We start from the raw sequence: 19,284 nt of genomic DNA, 5'->3' as shown, positions 1-19,284 counted from the left end.
GGAGAACCCAATGTCCTCTTTTGTCGAAATGATCGAAAACATCACCCCGGACGTCTACGAAAGCCTGAAGCTGGCGGTGGAAATCGGCAAATGGTCCGACGGCCGCAAGCTGACCCAGGAGCAACGTGAGCTGTCGCTGCAGGCGCTGATTGCCTGGGAAGTGCGCAACGTCCCCGAGGACCAGCGCATCGGCTACATGGGCCCGCAAGAGTGCGCCTCGAAGTCGGCGCCGGTGCCCAACATCCTGTTTAAATCGGACTCCATTCATTGATTGAAATCGGCAGAGGCTCCGTCAACAAAATGTCCGCGCGGCTTGAGGCCTCGCGGGTGGAATACGCGTTCCGGCTGGGTGACTCACAGATCCCGGTCAACCCGCTGATCGGCAAAACCGTGCGCCTGGAATTCCTGGGTGCGATTCATTGCAGCCATTGCGGCAAGCGCACCAAAACCAGCTACAGCCAGGGCTATTGCTACCCGTGCATGCTCAAGCTGGCGCAGTGCGACCTGTGCATCATGAGCCCCGAACGCTGCCATCACGAACATGGCACCTGCCGCGATCCGGCGTGGGGCGAGCAGTTCTGCATGACCGATCACGTGGTCTATCTGGCCAACTCGTCGGGCGTCAAGGTCGGCATCACCCGCGCCACCCAGCTGCCAACGCGCTGGCTGGATCAGGGCGCCAGTCAGGCGTTGCCGATCGTGCGCTGCGCCACGCGCCAGCAGTCCGGTTTCGTCGAAGACCTGTTCCGCAGCCAGGTGGCCGACCGCACCAATTGGCGCGCGCTGCTCAAGGGCGACGCACCGGCGGTTGATCTGGCGGCGATTCGTCAGCAACTGTTCGAGTCCTGCGCCGAAGGCCTGGTCGCGTTGCAGATGCGCTTTGGCCTGCAGGCCATTCAGGTGATGAACGATGTCGAGCCCATCGAGATCCGATACCCGGTAGAGGCCTATCCGACCAAGATCGTCAGCTTCAATCTGGACAAGGATCCGATCGCCGAAGGCACCCTGCTGGGCGTCAAAGGGCAGTACCTGATCTTCGACACCGGCGTGATCAATATTCGCAAATACACGGCGTATCAACTCGCCGTGCATCAGTAGCCCGTATTAGCAGAAGAAGGGACAACCGCATGCGCACCGACCAGCCCAAAATGATTTACCTGAAGGATTATCAGGCGCCTGAGTACCTCATTGACGAGACCCACCTGACATTCGAATTGTTCGACGACCATTCCCTGGTCCACGCGCAGTTGGTGATGCGCCGCAACCCGGAGCGCGCCGCGCTTGCCCAGGGCGCGGCCTTGCCACCGCTGGAACTCGACGGCCAGCAGCTTGAGCTGCTGTCGGTGAAGCTGGCGGATGTCGACCTGTCCGAGGGCGACCTTGCACAGAACGGCTACCGGCTGACCCCTGATAGCCTGACCGTCCAGCCCACCTCCGAGACCTTCACTCTGGACACCACCGTGAAGATCCACCCGGAAACCAACACCGCCCTGGAAGGCCTGTACAAATCCAGCGGCATGTTCTGCACCCAGTGCGAGGCCGAGGGCTTCCGCAAGATCACCTATTACCTCGACCGCCCGGACGTGATGAGCAAGTTCACCACGACGGTCAGCGCCAACAAGCAGGCCTTCCCGATCCTGCTGTCCAACGGCAACCTGATCGCCGCCGGCCCCTCCGATGACACCCAGCGTCACTGGGCAACCTGGGAGGACCCGTTCAAGAAGCCGGCCTACCTGTTCGCACTGGTGGCCGGTGACTTGTGGTGCATCGAAGACACCTTCACCACCATGAGCCAGCGCAAGGTCACGCTGCGCATCTTCGTCGAGCCGGAAAACGTCGACAAATGCCAGCACGCCATGGACAGCCTGAAGAAGTCCATGCGCTGGGACGAAGAAGTCTATGGCCGCGAATACGATCTGGACATCTTCATGATCGTCGCCGTCAACGACTTCAACATGGGCGCCATGGAGAACAAGGGCCTCAACATCTTCAACTCCAGCGCCGTGCTGGCCCGCGCCGAAACCGCCACCGATGCCGCCCACCAGCGCGTGGAAGCGATCGTTGCCCACGAATACTTCCACAACTGGACCGGCAACCGCGTCACCTGCCGCGACTGGTTCCAGCTGTCGCTGAAGGAAGGCTTCACGGTGTTCCGTGATTCCGGCTTCTCCGCTGACATGAACTCGGCCACGGTCAAGCGCATCCAGGATGTGGCCTATCTGCGCACCCACCAGTTTGCCGAAGACGCCGGCCCCATGGCCCACGCCGTGCGCCCTGACAGCTTCATCGAGATTTCCAACTTCTACACCCTGACCGTGTACGAAAAGGGCGCGGAAGTGGTCGGCATGATCCACACCCTGTTGGGCGTGGAAGGATTCCGCAAGGGCAGCGACTTGTTCTTCGAGCGCCACGACGGCCAGGCCGTGACCTGCGACGACTTCGTCAAGGCCATGGAAGACGCCAACGGTGTCGACTTCACCCAGTTTAAGCGCTGGTACTCCCAGGCTGGCACGCCGCGTCTGGCGGTCAGCGAGTCCTACGACGCTGCCGCGAAGACCTACAGCCTGACCTTCCGTCAGAGCACGCCGACCACGCCGGGCCAGCCGGGCGATCAGAAGCTGCCGTTCGTGATTCCGGTCGCCATGGGCCTGCTGGACGCCCAGGGTCAGGAACTGCCGCTGCGCCTGCAGGGCGAGGCACCGGCGGTGAACACCTCCCGCGTGCTCTCGGTGACCGAAGCCGAGCAGACCTTCACCTTCATCGACATCGCCGAGCAGCCGCTGCCTTCGCTGCTGCGCGGGTTCTCGGCGCCGGTGAAACTGAGCTTCCCGTACAACCGCGATCAGCTGATGTTCCTGATGCAGCACGACAGCGACGGCTTCAACCGCTGGGACGCCGGTCAGCAACTGTCGGTTCAAGTGCTGCAGGACTTGATTGCCCAGCACCAGAAGGGCGAGCCGCTGGTCATGGATCAGCGTCTGATCACCGCGCTGCACACCGTACTTACCGACGAAAGCCTGGATCAGGCCATGGTCGCGGAGATGCTGTCGCTGCCGGGCGAGGCGTATCTGATCGAAATCAGCGAAGTGGCTGACGTCGACGCCATCCATGCCGCGCGGGAGTTTGCCCGTCAGCAATTGGCCGATAACCTGAGCGACGCGCTGTGGACGCGTTATCAGGCCAACCGCGAGCTGTCCAAGCAGACGCCGTACGTGGCCGCGTCCGAGCACTTCGCTCGCCGTGCGTTGCAGAACATCGCGCTGTCTTACCTGATGCAGACCGGCAAGCCGGAAGTCCTGGCCGCCGCCATCGATCAGTTCGACACGGCCGACAACATGACCGAGCGCCTGACCGCGCTGGCCGTGTTGGTGAACTCGCCGTTCGAGGCCGAGAAGGCCAAGGCGCTGGAAGTGTTTGCCGAGAACTTCAAGGACAACGCGCTGGTCATGGATCAGTGGTTCAGCGTGCAGGCCGGCAGCACCTTGCCGGGCGGGCTGGAGCGGGTGAAAGCGCTGATGCAGCACCCGGCGTTCACGATGAAGAACCCGAACAAGGTGCGTGCCCTGATCGGTGCCTTTGCCGGGCAGAACCTGATCAACTTCCACGCGGCGGACGGTTCGGGCTATCGCTTCCTGGCCGATCTGGTCATCGAGCTGAACGGCTTCAACCCGCAGATCGCCTCTCGCCAACTGGCGCCACTGACCCGCTGGCGCAAGTACGACAGCGCGCGGCAAGCGCTGATGAAAGCGGAACTGGAGCGTATCCTCGCCTCCGGCCCGCTGTCGCCGGACGTGTATGAAGTGGTGAGCAAAAGCCTGGCGTAAACCGGGCGGTTGTTGAAAAGGGCTGTCCGTTTGCGCGGACAGCCCTTTTTTGTGGGCGCTGATTCCTGGTTTCAGCGCTTCGGATGCAGTCTTGCACGCTACGCCTTCGTAGGACTGGCTTTAGCCAGGAAGAGGCCGGTTTGTGCGCCACCGCATTTTGCGCTGTGACGAATGACGCCTTCCCGGCTGAAGCCGGTCCCACAATTTGCGACGTCCAAGGATCCCGGCCAGCTGGCGATCAGGCGTTGAAGCCGATAATCGCCTTGGTCTCCAGATACTCCTCAAATCCCATAACGCCGTACTCTCGGCCATTGCCCGAGCGCTTGTAGCCGCCGAAGGGCGCCATGGGGTTCCACGCCGGGTGGTTCAGGTGGACTTGTCCGGCGCGGATGCGTGAGGCGACGGCGCGGCCCAGTTCGAGGTCCTGCGCCTGCACGTGGGCGCCCAGACCGTAGACGGTGTCGTTGGCGATGGCCACGGCTTCGTCGATGGTGTCGTAGGCGAGGATGCACAGCACCGGGCCGAAGATTTCCTCCTGAGCGATGCGCATCGCCGAACCCACTTCGGAGAACACCGTTGGCTTGGTGTAATAACCTTTTTCAAACCCTTTCACGCGGTCCGGCCCGCCGCACAGCAATTTTGCGCCTTCGCTGATGCCGGCCTGGATCATCGCCTGGACGCGGCTGAACTGGGCTTCGTTGGCAATCGGGCCGAGTTGGGTGTCGGGGGATTGCGGGTCACCGACGATCAACGCGTTGGCGGTGTCGGCGGCCAGTGCTTCGACTTCGGCGAGGCGGGCGCGGGGCACGATCATCCGGGTCGGCGCGCTGCACGATTGGCCGACGTTGCGGAAGGCCGACAGCACCCCCAGCGGCACGGCTTTGGCGAAGTCGGCGTCGGGCAGCATCACGTTCGGCGACTTGCCGCCCAGTTCCTGGGTTACGCGTTTCACCGTCACCGCCGCCGCTTGCGCGACGAGGGCACCGGCCCGATTTGAGCCGGTGATGGAAATCATGTCGATGTCAGGGTGTGCGGCGATCGCGGCGCCGACGTCAGGACCACTGCCGTTGACCAGATTGAACACGCCGGGGGGCAGGCCGGCGTCGTGGACCAGTTGAGCGAACAGCAAAGCGCTCAACGGCGACAGCTCGCTGGGTTTCAACACCACGGTGCAACCGGCGGCGAGGGCCGGCGCGACTTTGGCGGTGATCTGGTACAGCGGCCAATTCCATGGCGTGATCAGGCCGCAGACGCCGATGGCTTCCCGCTCGATGGCGGTGCTGCCTTCGACGGTCTGGAAGCGGTAGGTGGACAGCAGATCCCGGGCCACCCGCACGTGCTCGGCGGCCAGCGGCACCTGCATGGCGCGGGAGAAACTGATGGCCGCGCCCATTTCCAGCGACAGGGCCTGGGCCAGCGGCTCTTTGCGCTCAAGGATCAGCGTGTGGATGTTGCTCAGGATCGATGCGCGTTCTACCACCGGCGTCGCCGACCAGCCGGGGAAGGCAGCGCGCGCTGCTGCGACGGCCCGATCAACGTCTTCGGCCGAACCCCGCGCGACCTCGGCGACCACCTCTTCAGTGGCGGGATTGATCACCGGCAGAAGAGCCGGAACCGCGGGGGAAGTCCACTCGCCATTGATGTAAAACTGCCCGGCGTTGTGCAGCTCAAGGCCGTGGGTGTGTGAAGAGTGTGAGGTCATCCAGCTAGCTCCCTGGAGCGGTGATAAGTGCTGCGAACAGCGAGTCCTGACGTCTCGATACGCTAACAAACCGGCCCAGGCAAAAGATGCCGTTGTTGCGGTCTGCAAGGGAGAATCTGCTGAATCCGGCGATGTGTACGCCATCAATTTTGCGGTGTAACGCCTGACGCTTTCCCGGCTAAAGCCGGTCCTACAGGTGATGGCGTGCGCTGCATCATTGGCGGGATACACGCGGTTTGTTTTTTGTAGGACCGGCTTCAGCCGGGAAGAGGCCCGCATGAGCAACCACAATTTTGCGGAGTGACGCCCGACGTCTTCCCGGCTAAAGCCAGTCCTACAGTCGAGGTCATGCCGGATATCTTGAATGCACGCGGTCTGTTTTTGTAGGACCGGCTTCAGCCGGGAAGAGGCCCGCATGAGCACCCACAATTTTGCGGAGTGACGCCCGACGTCTTCCCGGCTAAAGCCAGTCCTACAGTCGAGGTCATGCCGGATATCCTGAATGCACGCGGTCTGTTTTTGTAGCACCGGCTTCAGCCGGGAAGAGGCCCGTGTAAGCGACATCAGTTTTGCGGTGTGTCGCCTGACGTCTTCCCGGCTAAAGCCAGTCCTACAGTCGGGGTCATGCCGGATATCCTGAATGCACGCGGTCTGTTTTTGTAGGACCGGCTTCAGCCGGGAAGAGGCCCGTGTAAGCGACATCAGTTTGCGGAGTGACGCCCGACGCCTTCCCGGCTAAAGCCGGTCCTACAAATGGCGGCGCGCCTGGCAACGTTCACCCAATCGCCTGGGTCACCATCGCAAACTGGGCAATCCCATCCCGAGACTGCGGCGGTTCGCCCAGCACCATGCGGGGCGCGCGATCAACGCATGACAGCCCCAGACCTTCCAGCCACTCCACCAGCCCGCAATCAGCCAGAATATCGAAACGCACAAACGCGCCGGGGATCAGGTCCAGCAAGTGCGTGATCATCTGTTGCGCCTGCTCCAGATTTTGCGCAACCACCGGTCCGATGAGATGCCCGCGACCAAAACGGCGGAGCAGGGCGCAGCCTTTCAGTTGGCCGTGCACCTTGACGCCCACCACACACTCCGCCATCGGCAGCAGATCATTGAGGACCGCCGTGCGATCCAGCCCGCTGCCGGCGTTGGCCAGTTCGATCACCTGCGGGTATTCGGCCTCGGTCACTTCCCGGCAGAGCCAGTCCCCCGTTGCAACCACAGGCGGCAACTGCGGCACCCCCTGATGCTGCTGAATCCGCGCGTATTCGACGAAGCCCATGCTCACGTACAGCGGCGCCCCCGATTCAGTGGCATTGAGGATCGGCGTGCGCGGCGAGGCGGCGTCCAGGCACAGGTTCCTCAACCGGCGCCCAATGCCTTTGCTCCGGTGCTGATCACTGACGATCACCAGCCCGATGGAAGAATAAGCCCCCTGATGGCAGGCAAACGCCACCCCCACCAATTGCCCGTCATGTTCAGCGACGAAACCCTCGGACGTGCGCTGCACCATCGCCCAGTCTGCCTCGCGATGGGGCCACTTCAACTGCACGGACAGCGCGTGGGCGGCGGGCATGTCGGCGGCCGTCGCCATGCGATAAACGTAGGCGTCGCTCATATGAGTTTTCCTGTGCTGAAAAGGCTGGTCGCCAATTGCGGTACGAGTGATGGCTGAGTAAACCGGCGGATGTCGAAGGGGCTGATGGACGTGGTGGTGCTGCCGGTGCTGATCAGTTCGGCCATCACATCGCCGACCCCAGGGCCGAGCTGAAAGCCATGGCCGCAGAAACCGAAGGCGTAAAACAGCCCGTCGACCATGCCGCTGCGGCCCATCACCGGCAGGGAGTCCGGGGTGTAGCTTTCGATGCCGCTCCAGGTGCGGATGATGTTGAGTTTCTCGGCGCCGGGAACCAGCCGCTTCATCTGACGCATCTGATTGAGCAGGCTTTCAGGCTTGAAAAACGCCCGACGGTTGACCATGTCCGGCGCGCAACGGGCGCCGCCGCCGATGATGATGTTGCCGCGCGGGATCTGCCGAAAGTAGATCACCTCTTCCTTAATCTTGGTGAATACGCCGATTACCGTCGGCAATGCGTAGGGCACCGGCTCGGTCACCGACATCTGCGGACCGTTGGGTTCCAGGGGCACGGGTTCATCGAACTGTTGAGACAGCCTGGTCGCCCATGCGCCGGCGGTGATCAACAGCTGCTCGGCGACAAACAATTGCCCGTCAGTGGTGGTGACGTGAAACACGCCGCCGACCTTTTGCACATCGGCAACCTCGGTGCGTTCTTCGATCCGTGCGCCAAGCCGACGAGCCGCGCGGGCAAAGGCGGGTGCCGCCAGACGCGGGTTGGCGTGACCGTCGTGGGGCGCGTAGGAGCCGCCTTTCACCTCTGCGCCAAGGAAGGGGAACCGCTTGTGCAGCTCGGCGCCGCGATAGATTTTTAGGTCCAGTTGCTCGGCTTCCGGGGCAGCGGCATAGGCCTCCAGCTCGGCGATTTCGTCTTCGCGATAACACACGCGCATGTGCCCGCTGGGGATGAATTCGAGGTCGTCGTCGATCAACTCCGGCAGGCGCTTCCACAATCCCCACGACCGGTTCGCCAGTTCGAGCTGGCCCAGATAACGCCCTTGGCGGCGGACGTTGCCGAAGTTCACGCCGCTGGCGTACTGACCGATCTGGTCGCGCTCCAGCAGCGTCACCGAGCAACCGCGCCGCTGCAGGAAAAACGTCGACGAGGCGCCCATGACGCCACCGCCGATCACCAGCACATCGCTTTTTTGCGGATTCATGAAGGCTCCTCTTGCAGGTTACGGGCTGGCAGGCCGCGGGGTTGCAGGTCACGCGCCACGGCTTCGATTTCGATCAGGTAACCGTGATGCAAGACCGGGACCGGCACCACGGCGCGGGCGGGTCGATGCTCACCCAGGTATCGCCCATAGAGTTGGTCAAAGGCCGGCCAGTGTTCAATGTCCACGACGTAGACCGTGACTTTCAGCAGATCGCTGGGGCTCAAACCCGCTTGTGCAAGGATCGCCATGAGGTTGTCGAGGGCAATTGAGGCCTGCACCTCGAACGGTTGGTCGGCGCTGTGCTCGCCATTGGCGCGCACCGGCAACTGCCCGGACACGTACACCACGCCGCCGTAAGCCACTGCTTGGGAATAATGCCCGCCCGGCGCCGCTGCGTGGGGCGTGTGAATGATTTCGAGATCACCAGCCATGCAGACGACTCCAGGTGTGCACCGCGCCGTCGGCGTCGAGGGCGTGATAATCCGGGAACTGCGCGCCGGTGGCGCAGGCGTGGTTGGGCAGGATGCGCAGGCGGCTGCCGATGGGGAAACGTGTGGCGAGGTCGGCACTGTCGGCGCCGCCCAAGGTAACGATCCCGTGTTCCTGATTGGCGCCTGTGACCAACGCCCCTTCGATCCACTCGCCCGTTTCGGTGCACACCTGGCCGTACCCGAAGTCGTGGCGCTGACGCTGGGTGCCGCGATCACGACTCATGGCCATCCAGCCGGCGTCGGTGATGATCCAGCCCTTGTCCTGCTGATGGCCGATCACCGTGGTCAGCACGCTCAGGGCCAACTCGTCGGCCTGGCAGACGCCGATGTTGTGCATGACCAGATCGAAAAACACATAGACGCCCGCGCGCACTTCGGTCACGCCTTCCAGGTTCAGGGCCGAGAGGGCAGTGGGCGTGGAGCCGATGCTGACGTCCGGGCAGGCCATCCCGGCGTCACGAATGCGTTGAGCGGCGCGAACGCAGAGGGCTCGCTCTTGTTCGGCGAGGGCTTGCAGGGCTTCGGGGTTGTCGAGTTCGTAGCTGGAACCGGCGTGGGTCATCACACCGCGCAGTTGCAGGCCGCCTTCGATGAGGATGCGTGCCACGTCGATGAGTGCCGGGTCTTCGGCAGCGAGGCCGGACCGATGACCGTCGCAGTCGACCTCAATCCAGATGCGGAAGCGTTCGTCGTGCTCCTTCGCGAAGGCGACGATGGCATGAGCGCCCTGAACGCTGTCGGTGAGCACGCTCAGGTGGCAGCCGGCCCGCCGCAGCGCCAGTGCCTGGGCCAATTTGCCGGGCGCGATGGCGACCGCATACAACACGTCGCTGATGCCCTGGTTGAAACAGTGCTCGGCTTCTTTCAGCGTCGAGACCGTCACACCGCTGGCGCCGGCCGCGATCTGCGCCTGAATCACCGGCAGGCATTTGCTGGTCTTGACGTGGGGACGCAACCGCACGCCGAGGCTGTTCATGCGCTGCTGCATGCGCTGGATGTTGCGCTGCATGCGCGGGACGTCCACCAGCGCGGCGGGCGTGTCGAGAGAAGCGATCGGCGTAGACATGACGGAACTCGGGTGGCGAGGGACAGGCTGCACTCTACTCAGCTGTCGTTAAGGTGTGGTTCAATCCAGCCTCATCAATCATTAAGTAAAAGTTAATGATCTCCATCGAAGACCTGCGCCTGGCGGTCGCCCTGAGCTGTGCCGAGTCCCTGAGTGCGGCGGCCAGAGCGCTCAATGTTTCGCCGCCGGCGCTGTCCATGCGCCTGCGTAAACTGGAGACCCTGCTGGGCCTGACCCTGGCCAACCGCGACGCCCGCCGCCTGAGCCTGACGGCCGATGGCGAACGCTTCTCCCGGGAAAGCGCGCTATTGCTCGAACAGCTCGAAGCGCTGCCCGAATCCTTCCGGCAAAAGGACGAAAGACTGGTCGGCACCCTGCGACTGGCGGCGCCGTTCGGTTTCGGACGACAGCGACTGGCACCGCTGCTGGCGCGTTTCATCCGGCTGCATCCGCAGCTGTGCCTGCACCTGGACCTGCGCGAAACACCTTGGCCGGATCGCCACGACAGCGACGCCGTGATCCACATCGGCCACCTCAACGACAGCCTCTGGACCGCGCGGCAACTTTCACCCAACGAACGCTGGCTGTGCGCAAGCCCGGCCTATCTGCACGAACACGGTGAGCCGACGTCCCCGGACCAACTCAGCGCCCACCGCTGTATCTGCATCCGCGAGAACGACGAAGACGTCACCCTCTGGCACCTGCGCAAAGGCCCCGCCCGCAAAACCCTGCGCGTCGAACCGGCCCTGCTGACCAACGACGGCAGCGTCGCCCGCCGCTGGGCCGAACAAGGCCTGGGCCTGGTGTTGCGCTCGCAATGGGACGTCAGCGACGCCATCGCCAGCGGCAACCTCATCCGCGTCCTCGCCGACTGGAACTTCGACAGCGCCCCCGTCAACCTCCTCGTACCCTCCCGCAAACTGCGCAGCCCGAGGGTGCAAGCGTTGGTGGCGTTTCTGGAAGATGCGTTGAAGGTGTGAACGGCGAGTTCGATCGGCAAGCAGGCGTTACACCGCAACAACGTCGGCGCTGCGACTGGCCTCTTCCCGGCTAAAGCCGGTCCCACTAACAGCGCGCGTTGCATCAGTGAGACCGGTGACGCGGAGCGTCAGGGAATGCATTCCCACGCAGAGCGTGGGAACGATCAAGATCAAAGGCTTCCCGGCTAAAGCCGGTCCTACTAAGCGTAAGCGCGCTTTTGATCTTCGTGCGCAAAAAGCCCAGACACCGCCAATCGCGACTTGGGTGCAGGCCGAACGCAGACGACGCGCAGTGGGCCGAGCCGCATGGATGCGGCGAGAGCGCCGTTGCGGACATGGATGTCCGTTCGGCGCGGGCCCACGGAGCGTCGTCGGAGTGAGGGTATCCCGACGGAGGAGGGACCTAACCAGGAGCAAGCACCCTTGGTTACTTGGGGTGCTTTTCCAAGTAACTCGCCGAAGGCGAAACAGTCTGCCCCCAGGCAGACGCCCTTGATCTTGATCTTGATCTTGATCTTGATTAAAAAAAATCACTTCACCGCATAGACCTTGCGCACATACACCGTACTGGTCCACGCACAAAACGCCCCCTTCACCACAAACACCGTATCCCCCGGATTAACCGTCACCTCACCGCCCTCATCATCGGCCAGCGTCACGCTCCCCTCCAACAGATGCATCAACTCATGCAACCGATGCGCACGACCATGGCGCTGATACGGCGTCGAATCCCAGATCCCCACCTTCAACGCCGTCACCTCATCCTCGAACAGACTCAACGCCCGACACTGCGGCGCAGGCCCGATCAAAATCGGCGGCTCCAGCGTCGCAGACGGCTCCAGCCACGTATGCGCCGGCAACAGCGTCAAACCGGGTCGCGCAGGGGTATCCGCCACATCCACCGCACAAAACGCCCACTCGCTGCCAGTGCTGGCATGCAACGCCACGCGACTGCCACGGCCAATCACCGCACTGTCACCGACGCCCAACTCCAGCGTCTGCTCCGCGCTGCTCAGCACCATATGGCCGGCGTGCACCACCAGCGTCTCGCTGTAGGGAAAGTCCTCGATCAACGCGTCGCCGGTGAACCGCACAAGCCCGGCCGACACCCCGTCATCGCCGCGCCACGCCACCTGTCGCGCTTCGGCAAAGGGATCAAAGGCGCTCAACGGCGCCGAGTTGAAAGAGGTGGAAACACCGCTGCCATCAGCGCGCGCCAACAACAAAATACCGGGAGATGACATGGTTGATGCTCCGTAAAAAAGTCAGCCGATCGCCTGGGTGATCAGCGCAAAAGGTTGCACGCCCTGGCTGGCCTCGGGCGGCGTGCCTCGGGCCATCTGCACCACGGTGTCGATGTTCTTCAGGCCCGCCGTTTCCAGCCAGTCGCTCAGGCCGCAGGCCACGGGGATGTCGATGCGCACAAAAGTGTCTGGCACCTGCGCAAGCAAAACACCGATCAAGTGTTTGGCCTGATTGCTGTTCTCTGCCACCACCGGCCCGATGCAGCGCCCGCGCCCGAATGGCCGCAGCAGGGCGAAACCGCGCAGCTGACCGTCACGCTCAATGCCCACCGCGTGCTCCACTTGCAGGTCGCGCAGCACGTCGCGGCGGTCCAGGCCGCTGGCGGCTTTGGCGAGGTCGAGGAGGGCGGCGTGATCGTCGGCAGTGAGGGCGCGGCAGGTTTCACCGTCAGCCAGCTCCACCAGCGCCGGCACAATGGCCTGCCCCTGATGCTGCTGCACCCGGCCGAATTCTACGAAACCCTGGCTGGCATACAACGGCTTGCCAGCGACGGTGGCGTTAAGAATCGGCGTACGCGGCTCGCACGCGGCGAGGGCCCTCTCCATCAAGCGGCGGCCAATGCCCTGGCCCTGGTAATCGTTGCTGACGATCACCAGGCCGATGGTCGCGAAATCACCTTGGGGGCAGACAAAGGCGCTGCCGATCAGGCGGCCGCCGTCCATCACCACGAAGCCGTCGCTGACCCGGTGCAGCATCGCCCAGTCGTCCAGGCGATGGGGCCATTTCAGTTGCACTGACAAGTCATGGGCGGCGGTCAGGTCGGCCACGGTCATGGGGCGATAGCTATAAGAAGGGTGCGGCAGGGCGGACATGGCGAGGCTCCGTTATGCGTTATTCAAGTGGGACTGAACGCCTGTATCCCACCTGATGTGAGGGCTGACAAGAGGGCTCGGGATATTCGGCAGATTCGTCGCGCCCCGGGGGACGGGACCCTACTTCGTACTTAAATCCGGGGCGAGGGCGGCAGCAAATGCCACGGGACATTGATGCTGAATAACACGGCACCGAGCGCTTTTTTCAAGCAGTTGCAGCGGGCGGTAGACAGACTTTTGCCGGATGGGCACCGTTCATGCACCCACCGACGCATTCGCCTCACGGCGCGGGGCACGGTGACAATTCAGGCACCAGACGACGCCGGTCACCAGCAGCACAATGGCCGCCCACTCAAAGTTGTCAGGGAGTCGGTGCTCCCATATAAAGCCGAACACCAGCGCCGCCAATGTCTCGATCACCAGCACTTGCCCACTGAGCGCCAGCGGCAGCAGCCTGCTCGCCTGATTCCAGCACGCGCCACCCACCACCGAGGACAGCAAGGCGACGCCCCCGGCCACTCCCAAAACATGCAGCCAGTCCGCGGCGCTGTACGTACAGGCCTGAAACCCCAGGACAGGCACTGCCAACAGCAGGGACTGCGCGCCGGTCATCACCCCGGTCAGGAGCGCCCAGTCATGGGACGAAACCTCGGTGACTTGAACCAGTCGCCGAGCGTTGCTCACGGCGTACCAACTCCAGGTCACCAGTGCGCCCAGCGCACACAAAATCCCGCCAACGTTGGTCAATGTATCCGGCCTGTCGCCTTTGAACAGGGCGTGCCAGCTGATCAGTACGACGCCCCCGACCGCGCAACACAGCGAAGGAATCAGCTTGCGCAAGAGGACGGCGTTGGCGTCATGACGGCCTGCCAGCGTCACGATGACCGGAATCAGTCCGACAATCAGGGATGTCGTGGCGATGCCGACCCATTGCACACCGGTGCCCACCAGCGAGTAGTAGAGGAGGTTGCCGATCAGGCTCAGCCAGAACAGTGATTTCCAGTCAGCCATACCGAGTTGCGCACAGACCCGGCGCCACCGGGGCATCAACAGCGCTGCGGAGATGGCGCCGTAGCAGAGGAATCGGATGACGGCGAACTGCAGGCCGCTCAAGCCCGGCGTCAGCTGCGGGCCCAGAAAAATAACCCCCCAGCACAGCCCCGCACACACCCCGTAGCCGATGCCTTTTAGCAGTGCTCGATCAGCCAGCATTTCATCCGCTCCAAACCGTAAAGCCACAAGTCTGGGGCAATGGAATCGGGGCGTATTGTCCGTACCGGTCGAATTTTTTACCCAGGCTGTTTGTGCGCCTTGCGGTACGCCGCGGGTGTCGTGGCGCTGACACGCTGCATGGCCCGGGTGAGGGAGGCCTGATCGGAGAAGCCTGCACGCAAGGCAATCTCGGCGATCGACAACGATGTGCCACGCAGCCATCGCTGAGCTTCCTGAATGCGCAGATCAGTGAGGAAGGTTTGCGGGCTTTGTCCGAACATTTGCCGGAATCGCTGGTGCAGTTGACTGATGCTCATGCCTGCCGCGTGCGCCATGACCTCGTTGCTCCAGTGGTCACCGGGCGTGGCTCGCAGACGGCCCATCAGTTGAGCCATGGGCGACGGCGATCCGACGGCGTCCGACAACAGGGAGGACAGCAGCAGCGGGCCGAGCTGTGAAGCGCTCAAGGCCAGTTGCTCATTGCCGATCAGCTCGGCGAACTCGATCAGCCGCCGGGTGGCGGGGGAAACCGGCACGTACACACGCTTGGCCAGCGGCGCGATGTGCAAGGCCTCCAGCGTAGTCGCGGCGCAGTCCAGGATTAGAAACCGGCTGTCAACGTGGGTGAGCTGGGAGTGCGCCGAGCCGGGCATCACCACGGCTGCCAATGACTGATCGATAGCCCCTTCACGACCGTCCACGTTGATTTCCATTCGCCCGCGGATCGGCAGTACCAACTGAGTGTGGTCGTGCTGGTGATTGGGGTTTTCCCTGTCGTAGCTGCGGACTTTAAGGTTTACAAACATAGCGCACCATCCCGCCAGGCGGGTCATTCAGGGGCGAGCATTCGCCGTGCCCGTGCACCTTACGGATGCGGTGCGGGGCGCGGGATTCTACCACTTGGCAAACAGGCCGTTGCGCCTGCCCGATGTCTTGCACGCTGACACAGAATGGCTGCACCGCAGTGACTGAGCCCGGGTCAGTCAGCCGTGATCCAGGGGGGGCGAAAGCAGAATCTGCCCTCACCGCAGAATCGGTTAACCCCGCGCGTGCCACGCCACATTATCTGCCGCCCCGACGCCCATTCTTAAGCCTTTGCCCGCCCGAACGCCTTCAAAAGCCCCCTAAAAGCGCACAAACACAGGCCCTGCCCAAGGCTGGCGCGCACCGCAAACTCTGCTGAGCCCAGCCACCAAAACGGTGGTTTGTATTGAGCACGGGTCGTTTTAGACGGCATATGCTGATTTCACAGTGATGTAATGAAGCTGTGCTGCAACGAGGCCGACGCGCCGCCAGGGCACGAACGCTTGCCACACTCAACTGACTTCAGGACCGCACTCAATGAGCTTTCTTCGTCCCAAATTCATTACGTTCGACTGCTACGGCACGCTCACCAACTTTCACATGGGCACCATGACCCGCGAGCTGTTTGCTGACCGCGTCAAGCCTGAACAGATGGACCAGTTCGTCAAAGACTTTTCGGCCTATCGCCTTGATCAGGTCATGGGCGACTGGCAGCCGTACGACGTCATTCTCAAGACCGCCCTGGCCCGGACCTGCAAACGCTGGGGCGTCGAGTACCGTGATGAAGGCCAACTGTATTACGACGCCGTGCCGACCTGGGGCCCCCACGCCGACGTGCCGGCCGGCCTGTCGAAGATCGCCGACAAGATTCCCCTGGTGATCTTCTCCAACGCCAGCGACAGCCAGATCATGTCCAACGTCGACAAGCTCGGCGCGCCGTTTCACAAAGTCTTCACCGCCGAACAGGCCCAGGCCTACAAGCCGCGTCTGGCCGCGTTCGAGTTCATGCTCGACAACCTCGGCTGCGGCCCGGAAGACATCTTGCATGTGTCTTCAAGTTTCCGTTACGACCTGATGTCGGCCCACGACATGAAGATCAAGCACAAGGCGTTCGTGGCCCGTGGTCATGAAGTCCCGGCGAATGCGTACTTCGAGTACCAGCAGATCACCGACATCGGCGGACTGCCGGCGCTGGTGGGTCTGTAACTCAAACGCCGTCTCCACGCCGTTTCAGCGCCGCCGTTTTAGCAATAAGGGGTTAAAGATGGGCAGTGAATCCTATTGGCTCGACACCGCACCGGCCTTCACCGGTGCCCAACTCGGCGGCTTGCCCGGGCAGGTCGACGTGGCCGTGATCGGCGGTGGATTCACCGGCCTGTCAGCGGCGCGAGCCTTGGCCCTCAAGGGTGCCAGCGTGGTCGTGCTGGACGCCGGTCGGGTCATCGGCGAAGCCTCGGGGCGCAACGGCGGGCAGTGCAACACCGGCGTGGCGCAGGATTACGCCGGTCTGCACGCCAGTCTCGGTGCGGCCAGGGCGCGCGCCTATTACCAGGCCTATGAAAGCGCGGTGCAGACCGTGGTGTCGCTGGTCGAGCAGGAAGGGATCGCCTGCGATCTGCTGCGCAACGGCAAGCTCAAGCTGGCGGCCAAACCCCTGCATTACGAAGGCCTGGCCCGCACCTGCGAGCTGATTCGCCAGGAGGTGGACGCCGACGTCGAGCTGCTGAATGCCGAGCAGACCCGTGCCGAAGTCAACTCGTCGCAGTTTCACGGTGGCTTGTTGCAGCGCAATGGCGTGCAAATGCACGTCGGCCGCTTTGGTGTTGGCCTGGCAGAAGCGTCGGCGCGGCGTGGCGCAATGATTTATCAACACACCCCGGTCAAGGACTGGAAGCCCCAGGCCGGCGGTTATCAGGTCAACACCGCCAAGGGCTCGCTGCACGCAGGCCAAGTGCTGCTGGCGACCGGCGCTTGCCAGCACGGCGACCTCGGCTGGTACCGCCGGCGGATCGTGCCGGTGGGCAGTTTTGTCATCGCCACGGAAGTCTTGCCCCAGGCGCTGATCGACGAGTTATTGCCGCAGCACCGGGCGTACGTGACCAGCCGTCAGATCGGCAACTACTTCCGCCTGACCCCGGACAACCGCCTGCTGTTTGGCGGCCGTGCGCGGTTTGCCATGTCCGACGGCGTGTCTGACGCCAAGAGCGGCAAGGTGCTGCAGGCGGCGATGCTGAACATGTTCCCGCAATTGGCCAACGTGAAAATCGACTACTGCTGGGGCGGTCTGGTGGACATGACGTCCGACCGCCTGCCCCGCGCCGGCCAGCACGGCGGCGTGTTCCATTCCATGGGCTACAGCGGCCATGGCGTGCAGATGTCCGTGCACATGGGCCAGGTCATGGCCGAGGTCATGGCCGGCAACGCGGCGGCCAATCCCTGGCGTGAACTGGAATGGCCGGCAATCCCCGGGCACTTTGGCAAGCCGTGGTTTCTGCCGTTCGTGGGCGCGTATTACCGCTTGCAGGACTATCTGCACTGACGCCTGCGCTGAGTCGCCCGTTGTAGCGTCACCGTCGTCTGCGTTTCCAGGACGCTCCGGACATCCGTGAGCACTCGAATATCCCGATCATCGACAGGTAGCCTTGATATGACTGACCACAAAGACACCCCCGAGCTTATCTCCGGCCCAGACAGCCTGCGGGTATTCGAAGGCCTCAATCGCGGCATGTCGCGGCGCAACGCCTTGCAGATGCTCGGCCTTGCCGGCGTCGCCGCAGCGGGGGCGGGCAGCCTGTTCGGCAGCGCCGGCAAACTGTTTGCCGAAGAAGCCACCGCCGGCGGCAAAGGCAAGCCGGGCGGCAAGATTCGCGTCGCCGGTATGTCCAGTTCCACCGCCGACACCCTCGACCCGGCCAAGGGCGCGCTGTCCACCGACTATGCCCGTCACTACATGTTTTACAACGGCCTGACCCGTTTCGATAAGCACCTGGTGCCGCAGCTGGAACTGGCCGAGCACATCGACAACGTCGACGCCACCCTGTGGACCATCACCCTGCGCAAGGACGTGACCTTCCACAACGGCAAGAGCCTCGGTGCCGCCGACGTGGTGTTCTCCCTCAGCCGCCACAAGGACCCGATCACCGGCTCCAAAGTCATGCCGCTGATGGAGCAGTTCGCCGAGATCAAGGCCACCGGCCCGAACGAAGTGCAGATCCGCCTCAGCGCGCCGAACGCCGAACTGCCGTCGATCCTCGCCGTGTCGCACCTGCTGATCGTTCCCGAGGGCACCACCGATTTCAACAAAGGCATCGGCACCGGGCCGTTCACCGTCGGCGAGTTCAAGCCGGGTGTACGTTCGGTGGCCGTGCGCAACAAGAACTACTGGAAACCGGGCCTGCCGTACCTCGACGAGATCGAATTCATCGCCATTGCCGACGAGCCGTCGCGGGTCAACGCGCTGCTGTCCGGCGACGTGCACATGATCAACGAGGTCAACCCGCGCTCCACCACGCGCATCGCCGCCAGCCCCAAACACCGCGTCGTCGATGCACCGTCGGGCAACTACACTGACTTGATCATTCGCCAGGACCAGCTCCCCGGCAAAAGCCCGGAATTCACCCAGGCCATGAAACTGCTGCTGGACCGCGAACAGGTCAAATCCGCCGTGTTCCGTGGCTTCGCCGTGGTCGGCAACGATCACCCGATTGCGCCGGGGTCGCGCTACTTCAACACCGACTTGCCGCAGACGGTCTACGACCCGGAAAAAGCCAAGTTCCTGCTGAAGAAAGCCGGCATGGAAAGCATCACCATGCCGGTCATGGCGTCGCCTGCCGCGACCGGTTCCGTGGACATCGCCGTGCTGTTGCAGCAATCGGCAAAACAGGCCGGCCTCAAGCTGGACGTGAACCGCCTGCCGAGCGACGGCTATTGGTCCAATCACTGGATGAAGCACCCGTTGAGCTTCGGCAACATCAATCCGCGACCGAATGCCGACGTGATGTTCTCGCAGTTCTTCCAGTCCAAGGCGCCGTGGAACGAGTCCGGTTGGCAGAACGATCAGTTCGACCAGTTGCTGATGCTGGCCCGGGGCGAAACCGACGACGCCAAGCGCGCCAAGATGTACGGCGACATGCAGACCCTGGTCCACGATCACTGCGGCATCGGCGTGCCGGTGTTCATCAGCAACATCGACGGTGTCGACCAGCGCATCAAGGGCTACGACTCGAACCCGTTGGGCGGCTTCATGGGCTACATGTTCGCCGAGCAGGTGTGGCTGGACGCTTGAGGAGGCA

The 19,284-nt window shown here is 63.1% G+C and carries 16 protein-coding genes; 7 read left to right on the top strand and 9 right to left on the bottom strand.

What is annotated here, in order from left to right; all coding sequences use genetic code 11:
* The first annotated feature begins 10 nt into the window (after positions 1-10).
* The 3 genes from AC07VF_RS20690 to pepN are packed head-to-tail and all read left to right on the top strand — an operon-like array spanning position 11 to position 3,824.
* On the top strand, positions 11-271 hold the full coding sequence (locus AC07VF_RS20690; RefSeq protein WP_074888021.1) for a YeaC family protein: 261 nt from the start codon (positions 11-13) through the stop codon (positions 269-271).
* On the top strand, positions 268-1,098 hold the full coding sequence (locus AC07VF_RS20685) for a DUF2797 domain-containing protein (protein ID WP_163022093.1): 831 nt from the start codon (positions 268-270) through the stop codon (positions 1,096-1,098). The genes AC07VF_RS20690 and AC07VF_RS20685 overlap by 4 nt, the downstream gene beginning before the upstream one ends.
* A gap of 29 nt (positions 1,099-1,127) precedes the next feature.
* Positions 1,128-3,824 (top strand): aminopeptidase N, encoded by a 2,697-nt coding sequence (pepN, locus tag AC07VF_RS20680; RefSeq protein ID WP_495010087.1) that lies wholly within the window; start codon positions 1,128-1,130, stop codon positions 3,822-3,824.
* A 238-nt stretch (positions 3,825-4,062) separates the two neighbouring features.
* Here pepN and AC07VF_RS20675 read toward each other — a convergent pair whose 3' ends face one another.
* The 5 genes from AC07VF_RS20675 to AC07VF_RS20655 all read right to left on the bottom strand — a co-directional run bounded on the left by AC07VF_RS20675 (position 4,063) and on the right by AC07VF_RS20655 (position 9,879).
* Positions 4,063-5,526 (bottom strand): aldehyde dehydrogenase family protein, encoded by a 1,464-nt coding sequence (locus tag AC07VF_RS20675; protein ID WP_495010088.1) that lies wholly within the window; start codon positions 5,524-5,526, stop codon positions 4,063-4,065.
* Between the two features lie 775 nt (positions 5,527-6,301).
* A complete protein-coding gene (locus AC07VF_RS20670; RefSeq protein WP_495010089.1) occupies positions 6,302-7,144 on the bottom strand; it encodes a GNAT family N-acetyltransferase in 843 nt (280 codons plus the stop codon).
* Positions 7,141-8,322, bottom strand: coding sequence for an NAD(P)/FAD-dependent oxidoreductase (locus AC07VF_RS20665; protein WP_346626612.1), 1,182 nt, complete (start codon positions 8,320-8,322; stop codon positions 7,141-7,143). Before AC07VF_RS20665 ends, AC07VF_RS20670 begins: the two co-directional genes overlap by 4 nt.
* Entirely contained in the window at positions 8,319-8,753 is a 435-nt protein-coding gene (locus tag AC07VF_RS20660; protein ID WP_495010090.1) for a RidA family protein, read from the bottom strand. Before AC07VF_RS20660 ends, AC07VF_RS20665 begins: the two co-directional genes overlap by 4 nt.
* Complete coding sequence (locus AC07VF_RS20655; RefSeq protein WP_495010091.1) at positions 8,743-9,879, bottom strand: DSD1 family PLP-dependent enzyme; 1,137 nt, start codon at positions 9,877-9,879, stop codon at positions 8,743-8,745. Before AC07VF_RS20655 ends, AC07VF_RS20660 begins: the two co-directional genes overlap by 11 nt.
* Positions 9,880-9,974: 95 nt before the next feature.
* Here AC07VF_RS20655 and AC07VF_RS20650 point away from each other — a divergent pair, with 95 nt between their 5' ends.
* Positions 9,975-10,859, top strand: a complete 885-nt coding sequence (locus AC07VF_RS20650) for a LysR family transcriptional regulator (protein WP_495010092.1) — start codon at positions 9,975-9,977, stop codon at positions 10,857-10,859.
* Positions 10,860-11,389: 530 nt separating this feature from the next.
* Here the strand turns inward: AC07VF_RS20650 and AC07VF_RS20645 are convergent.
* From AC07VF_RS20645 to AC07VF_RS20630, 4 genes are all read right to left on the bottom strand, one after another.
* Positions 11,390-12,103, bottom strand: a complete 714-nt coding sequence (locus tag AC07VF_RS20645; RefSeq protein ID WP_192172696.1) for a cupin domain-containing protein — start codon at positions 12,101-12,103, stop codon at positions 11,390-11,392.
* A 21-nt stretch (positions 12,104-12,124) separates the two neighbouring features.
* Complete coding sequence (locus AC07VF_RS20640; protein WP_495009934.1) at positions 12,125-12,976, bottom strand: GNAT family N-acetyltransferase; 852 nt, start codon at positions 12,974-12,976, stop codon at positions 12,125-12,127.
* Between the two features lie 255 nt (positions 12,977-13,231).
* A complete protein-coding gene (locus AC07VF_RS20635; RefSeq protein ID WP_495009933.1) occupies positions 13,232-14,188 on the bottom strand; it encodes a DMT family transporter in 957 nt (318 codons plus the stop codon).
* A 77-nt stretch (positions 14,189-14,265) separates the two neighbouring features.
* The gene (locus AC07VF_RS20630) at positions 14,266-14,994 is read right to left on the bottom strand and encodes an AraC family transcriptional regulator (RefSeq protein WP_495009932.1); all 729 of its coding nucleotides are present in this window, start codon (positions 14,992-14,994) and stop codon (positions 14,266-14,268) included.
* 535 nt (positions 14,995-15,529) lie between these two features.
* On the opposite strand from AC07VF_RS20630, the gene AC07VF_RS20625 reads away from it, so the two are divergent.
* The 3 genes from AC07VF_RS20625 to AC07VF_RS20615 all read left to right on the top strand — a co-directional run bounded on the left by AC07VF_RS20625 (position 15,530) and on the right by AC07VF_RS20615 (position 19,277).
* Positions 15,530-16,198, top strand: a complete 669-nt coding sequence (locus AC07VF_RS20625) for a haloacid dehalogenase type II (protein ID WP_074887989.1) — start codon at positions 15,530-15,532, stop codon at positions 16,196-16,198.
* A gap of 58 nt (positions 16,199-16,256) precedes the next feature.
* A complete protein-coding gene (locus AC07VF_RS20620; RefSeq protein ID WP_346630520.1) occupies positions 16,257-17,531 on the top strand; it encodes an NAD(P)/FAD-dependent oxidoreductase in 1,275 nt (424 codons plus the stop codon).
* A gap of 108 nt (positions 17,532-17,639) precedes the next feature.
* Positions 17,640-19,277 carry an ABC transporter substrate-binding protein gene (locus AC07VF_RS20615; protein WP_495009931.1) on the top strand — a complete coding sequence of 546 codons (1,638 nt, stop codon included), beginning with the start codon at positions 17,640-17,642 and terminating at the stop codon, positions 19,275-19,277.
* Positions 19,278-19,284: the final 7 nt, after the last annotated feature.

Source organism: Pseudomonas sp. GW821-FHT02H06, from assembly GCF_059421525.1.
Note: the sequence above shows the minus strand (reverse complement) of the source record. Positions and strands in the feature narration are given on the sequence as shown.

What these genes read in the sequence shown, in the direction of transcription:
- AC07VF_RS20690 (WP_074888021.1), top strand. Translation starts at nt 11, where the DNA reads ATGTCCTCTTTTGTCGAAATGATCGAAAACATCACCCCGGACGTCTAC.
- pepN (WP_495010087.1), top strand. Translation starts at nt 1,128, where the DNA reads ATGCGCACCGACCAGCCCAAAATGATTTACCTGAAGGATTATCAGGCG.
- AC07VF_RS20675 (WP_495010088.1), bottom strand. Translation starts at nt 5,526, where the DNA reads ATGACCTCACACTCTTCACACACCCACGGCCTTGAGCTGCACAACGCC.
- AC07VF_RS20670 (WP_495010089.1), bottom strand. Translation starts at nt 7,144, where the DNA reads ATGAGCGACGCCTACGTTTATCGCATGGCGACGGCCGCCGACATGCCC.
- AC07VF_RS20665 (WP_346626612.1), bottom strand. Translation starts at nt 8,322, where the DNA reads ATGAATCCGCAAAAAAGCGATGTGCTGGTGATCGGCGGTGGCGTCATG.
- AC07VF_RS20660 (WP_495010090.1), bottom strand. Translation starts at nt 8,753, where the DNA reads ATGGCTGGTGATCTCGAAATCATTCACACGCCCCACGCAGCGGCGCCG.
- AC07VF_RS20655 (WP_495010091.1), bottom strand. Translation starts at nt 9,879, where the DNA reads ATGTCTACGCCGATCGCTTCTCTCGACACGCCCGCCGCGCTGGTGGAC.
- AC07VF_RS20650 (WP_495010092.1), top strand. Translation starts at nt 9,975, where the DNA reads ATGATCTCCATCGAAGACCTGCGCCTGGCGGTCGCCCTGAGCTGTGCC.
- AC07VF_RS20645 (WP_192172696.1), bottom strand. Translation starts at nt 12,103, where the DNA reads ATGTCATCTCCCGGTATTTTGTTGTTGGCGCGCGCTGATGGCAGCGGT.
- AC07VF_RS20640 (WP_495009934.1), bottom strand. Translation starts at nt 12,976, where the DNA reads ATGTCCGCCCTGCCGCACCCTTCTTATAGCTATCGCCCCATGACCGTG.
- AC07VF_RS20635 (WP_495009933.1), bottom strand. Translation starts at nt 14,188, where the DNA reads ATGCTGGCTGATCGAGCACTGCTAAAAGGCATCGGCTACGGGGTGTGT.
- AC07VF_RS20630 (WP_495009932.1), bottom strand. Translation starts at nt 14,994, where the DNA reads ATGTTTGTAAACCTTAAAGTCCGCAGCTACGACAGGGAAAACCCCAAT.
- AC07VF_RS20625 (WP_074887989.1), top strand. Translation starts at nt 15,530, where the DNA reads ATGAGCTTTCTTCGTCCCAAATTCATTACGTTCGACTGCTACGGCACG.
- AC07VF_RS20620 (WP_346630520.1), top strand. Translation starts at nt 16,257, where the DNA reads ATGGGCAGTGAATCCTATTGGCTCGACACCGCACCGGCCTTCACCGGT.
- AC07VF_RS20615 (WP_495009931.1), top strand. Translation starts at nt 17,640, where the DNA reads ATGACTGACCACAAAGACACCCCCGAGCTTATCTCCGGCCCAGACAGC.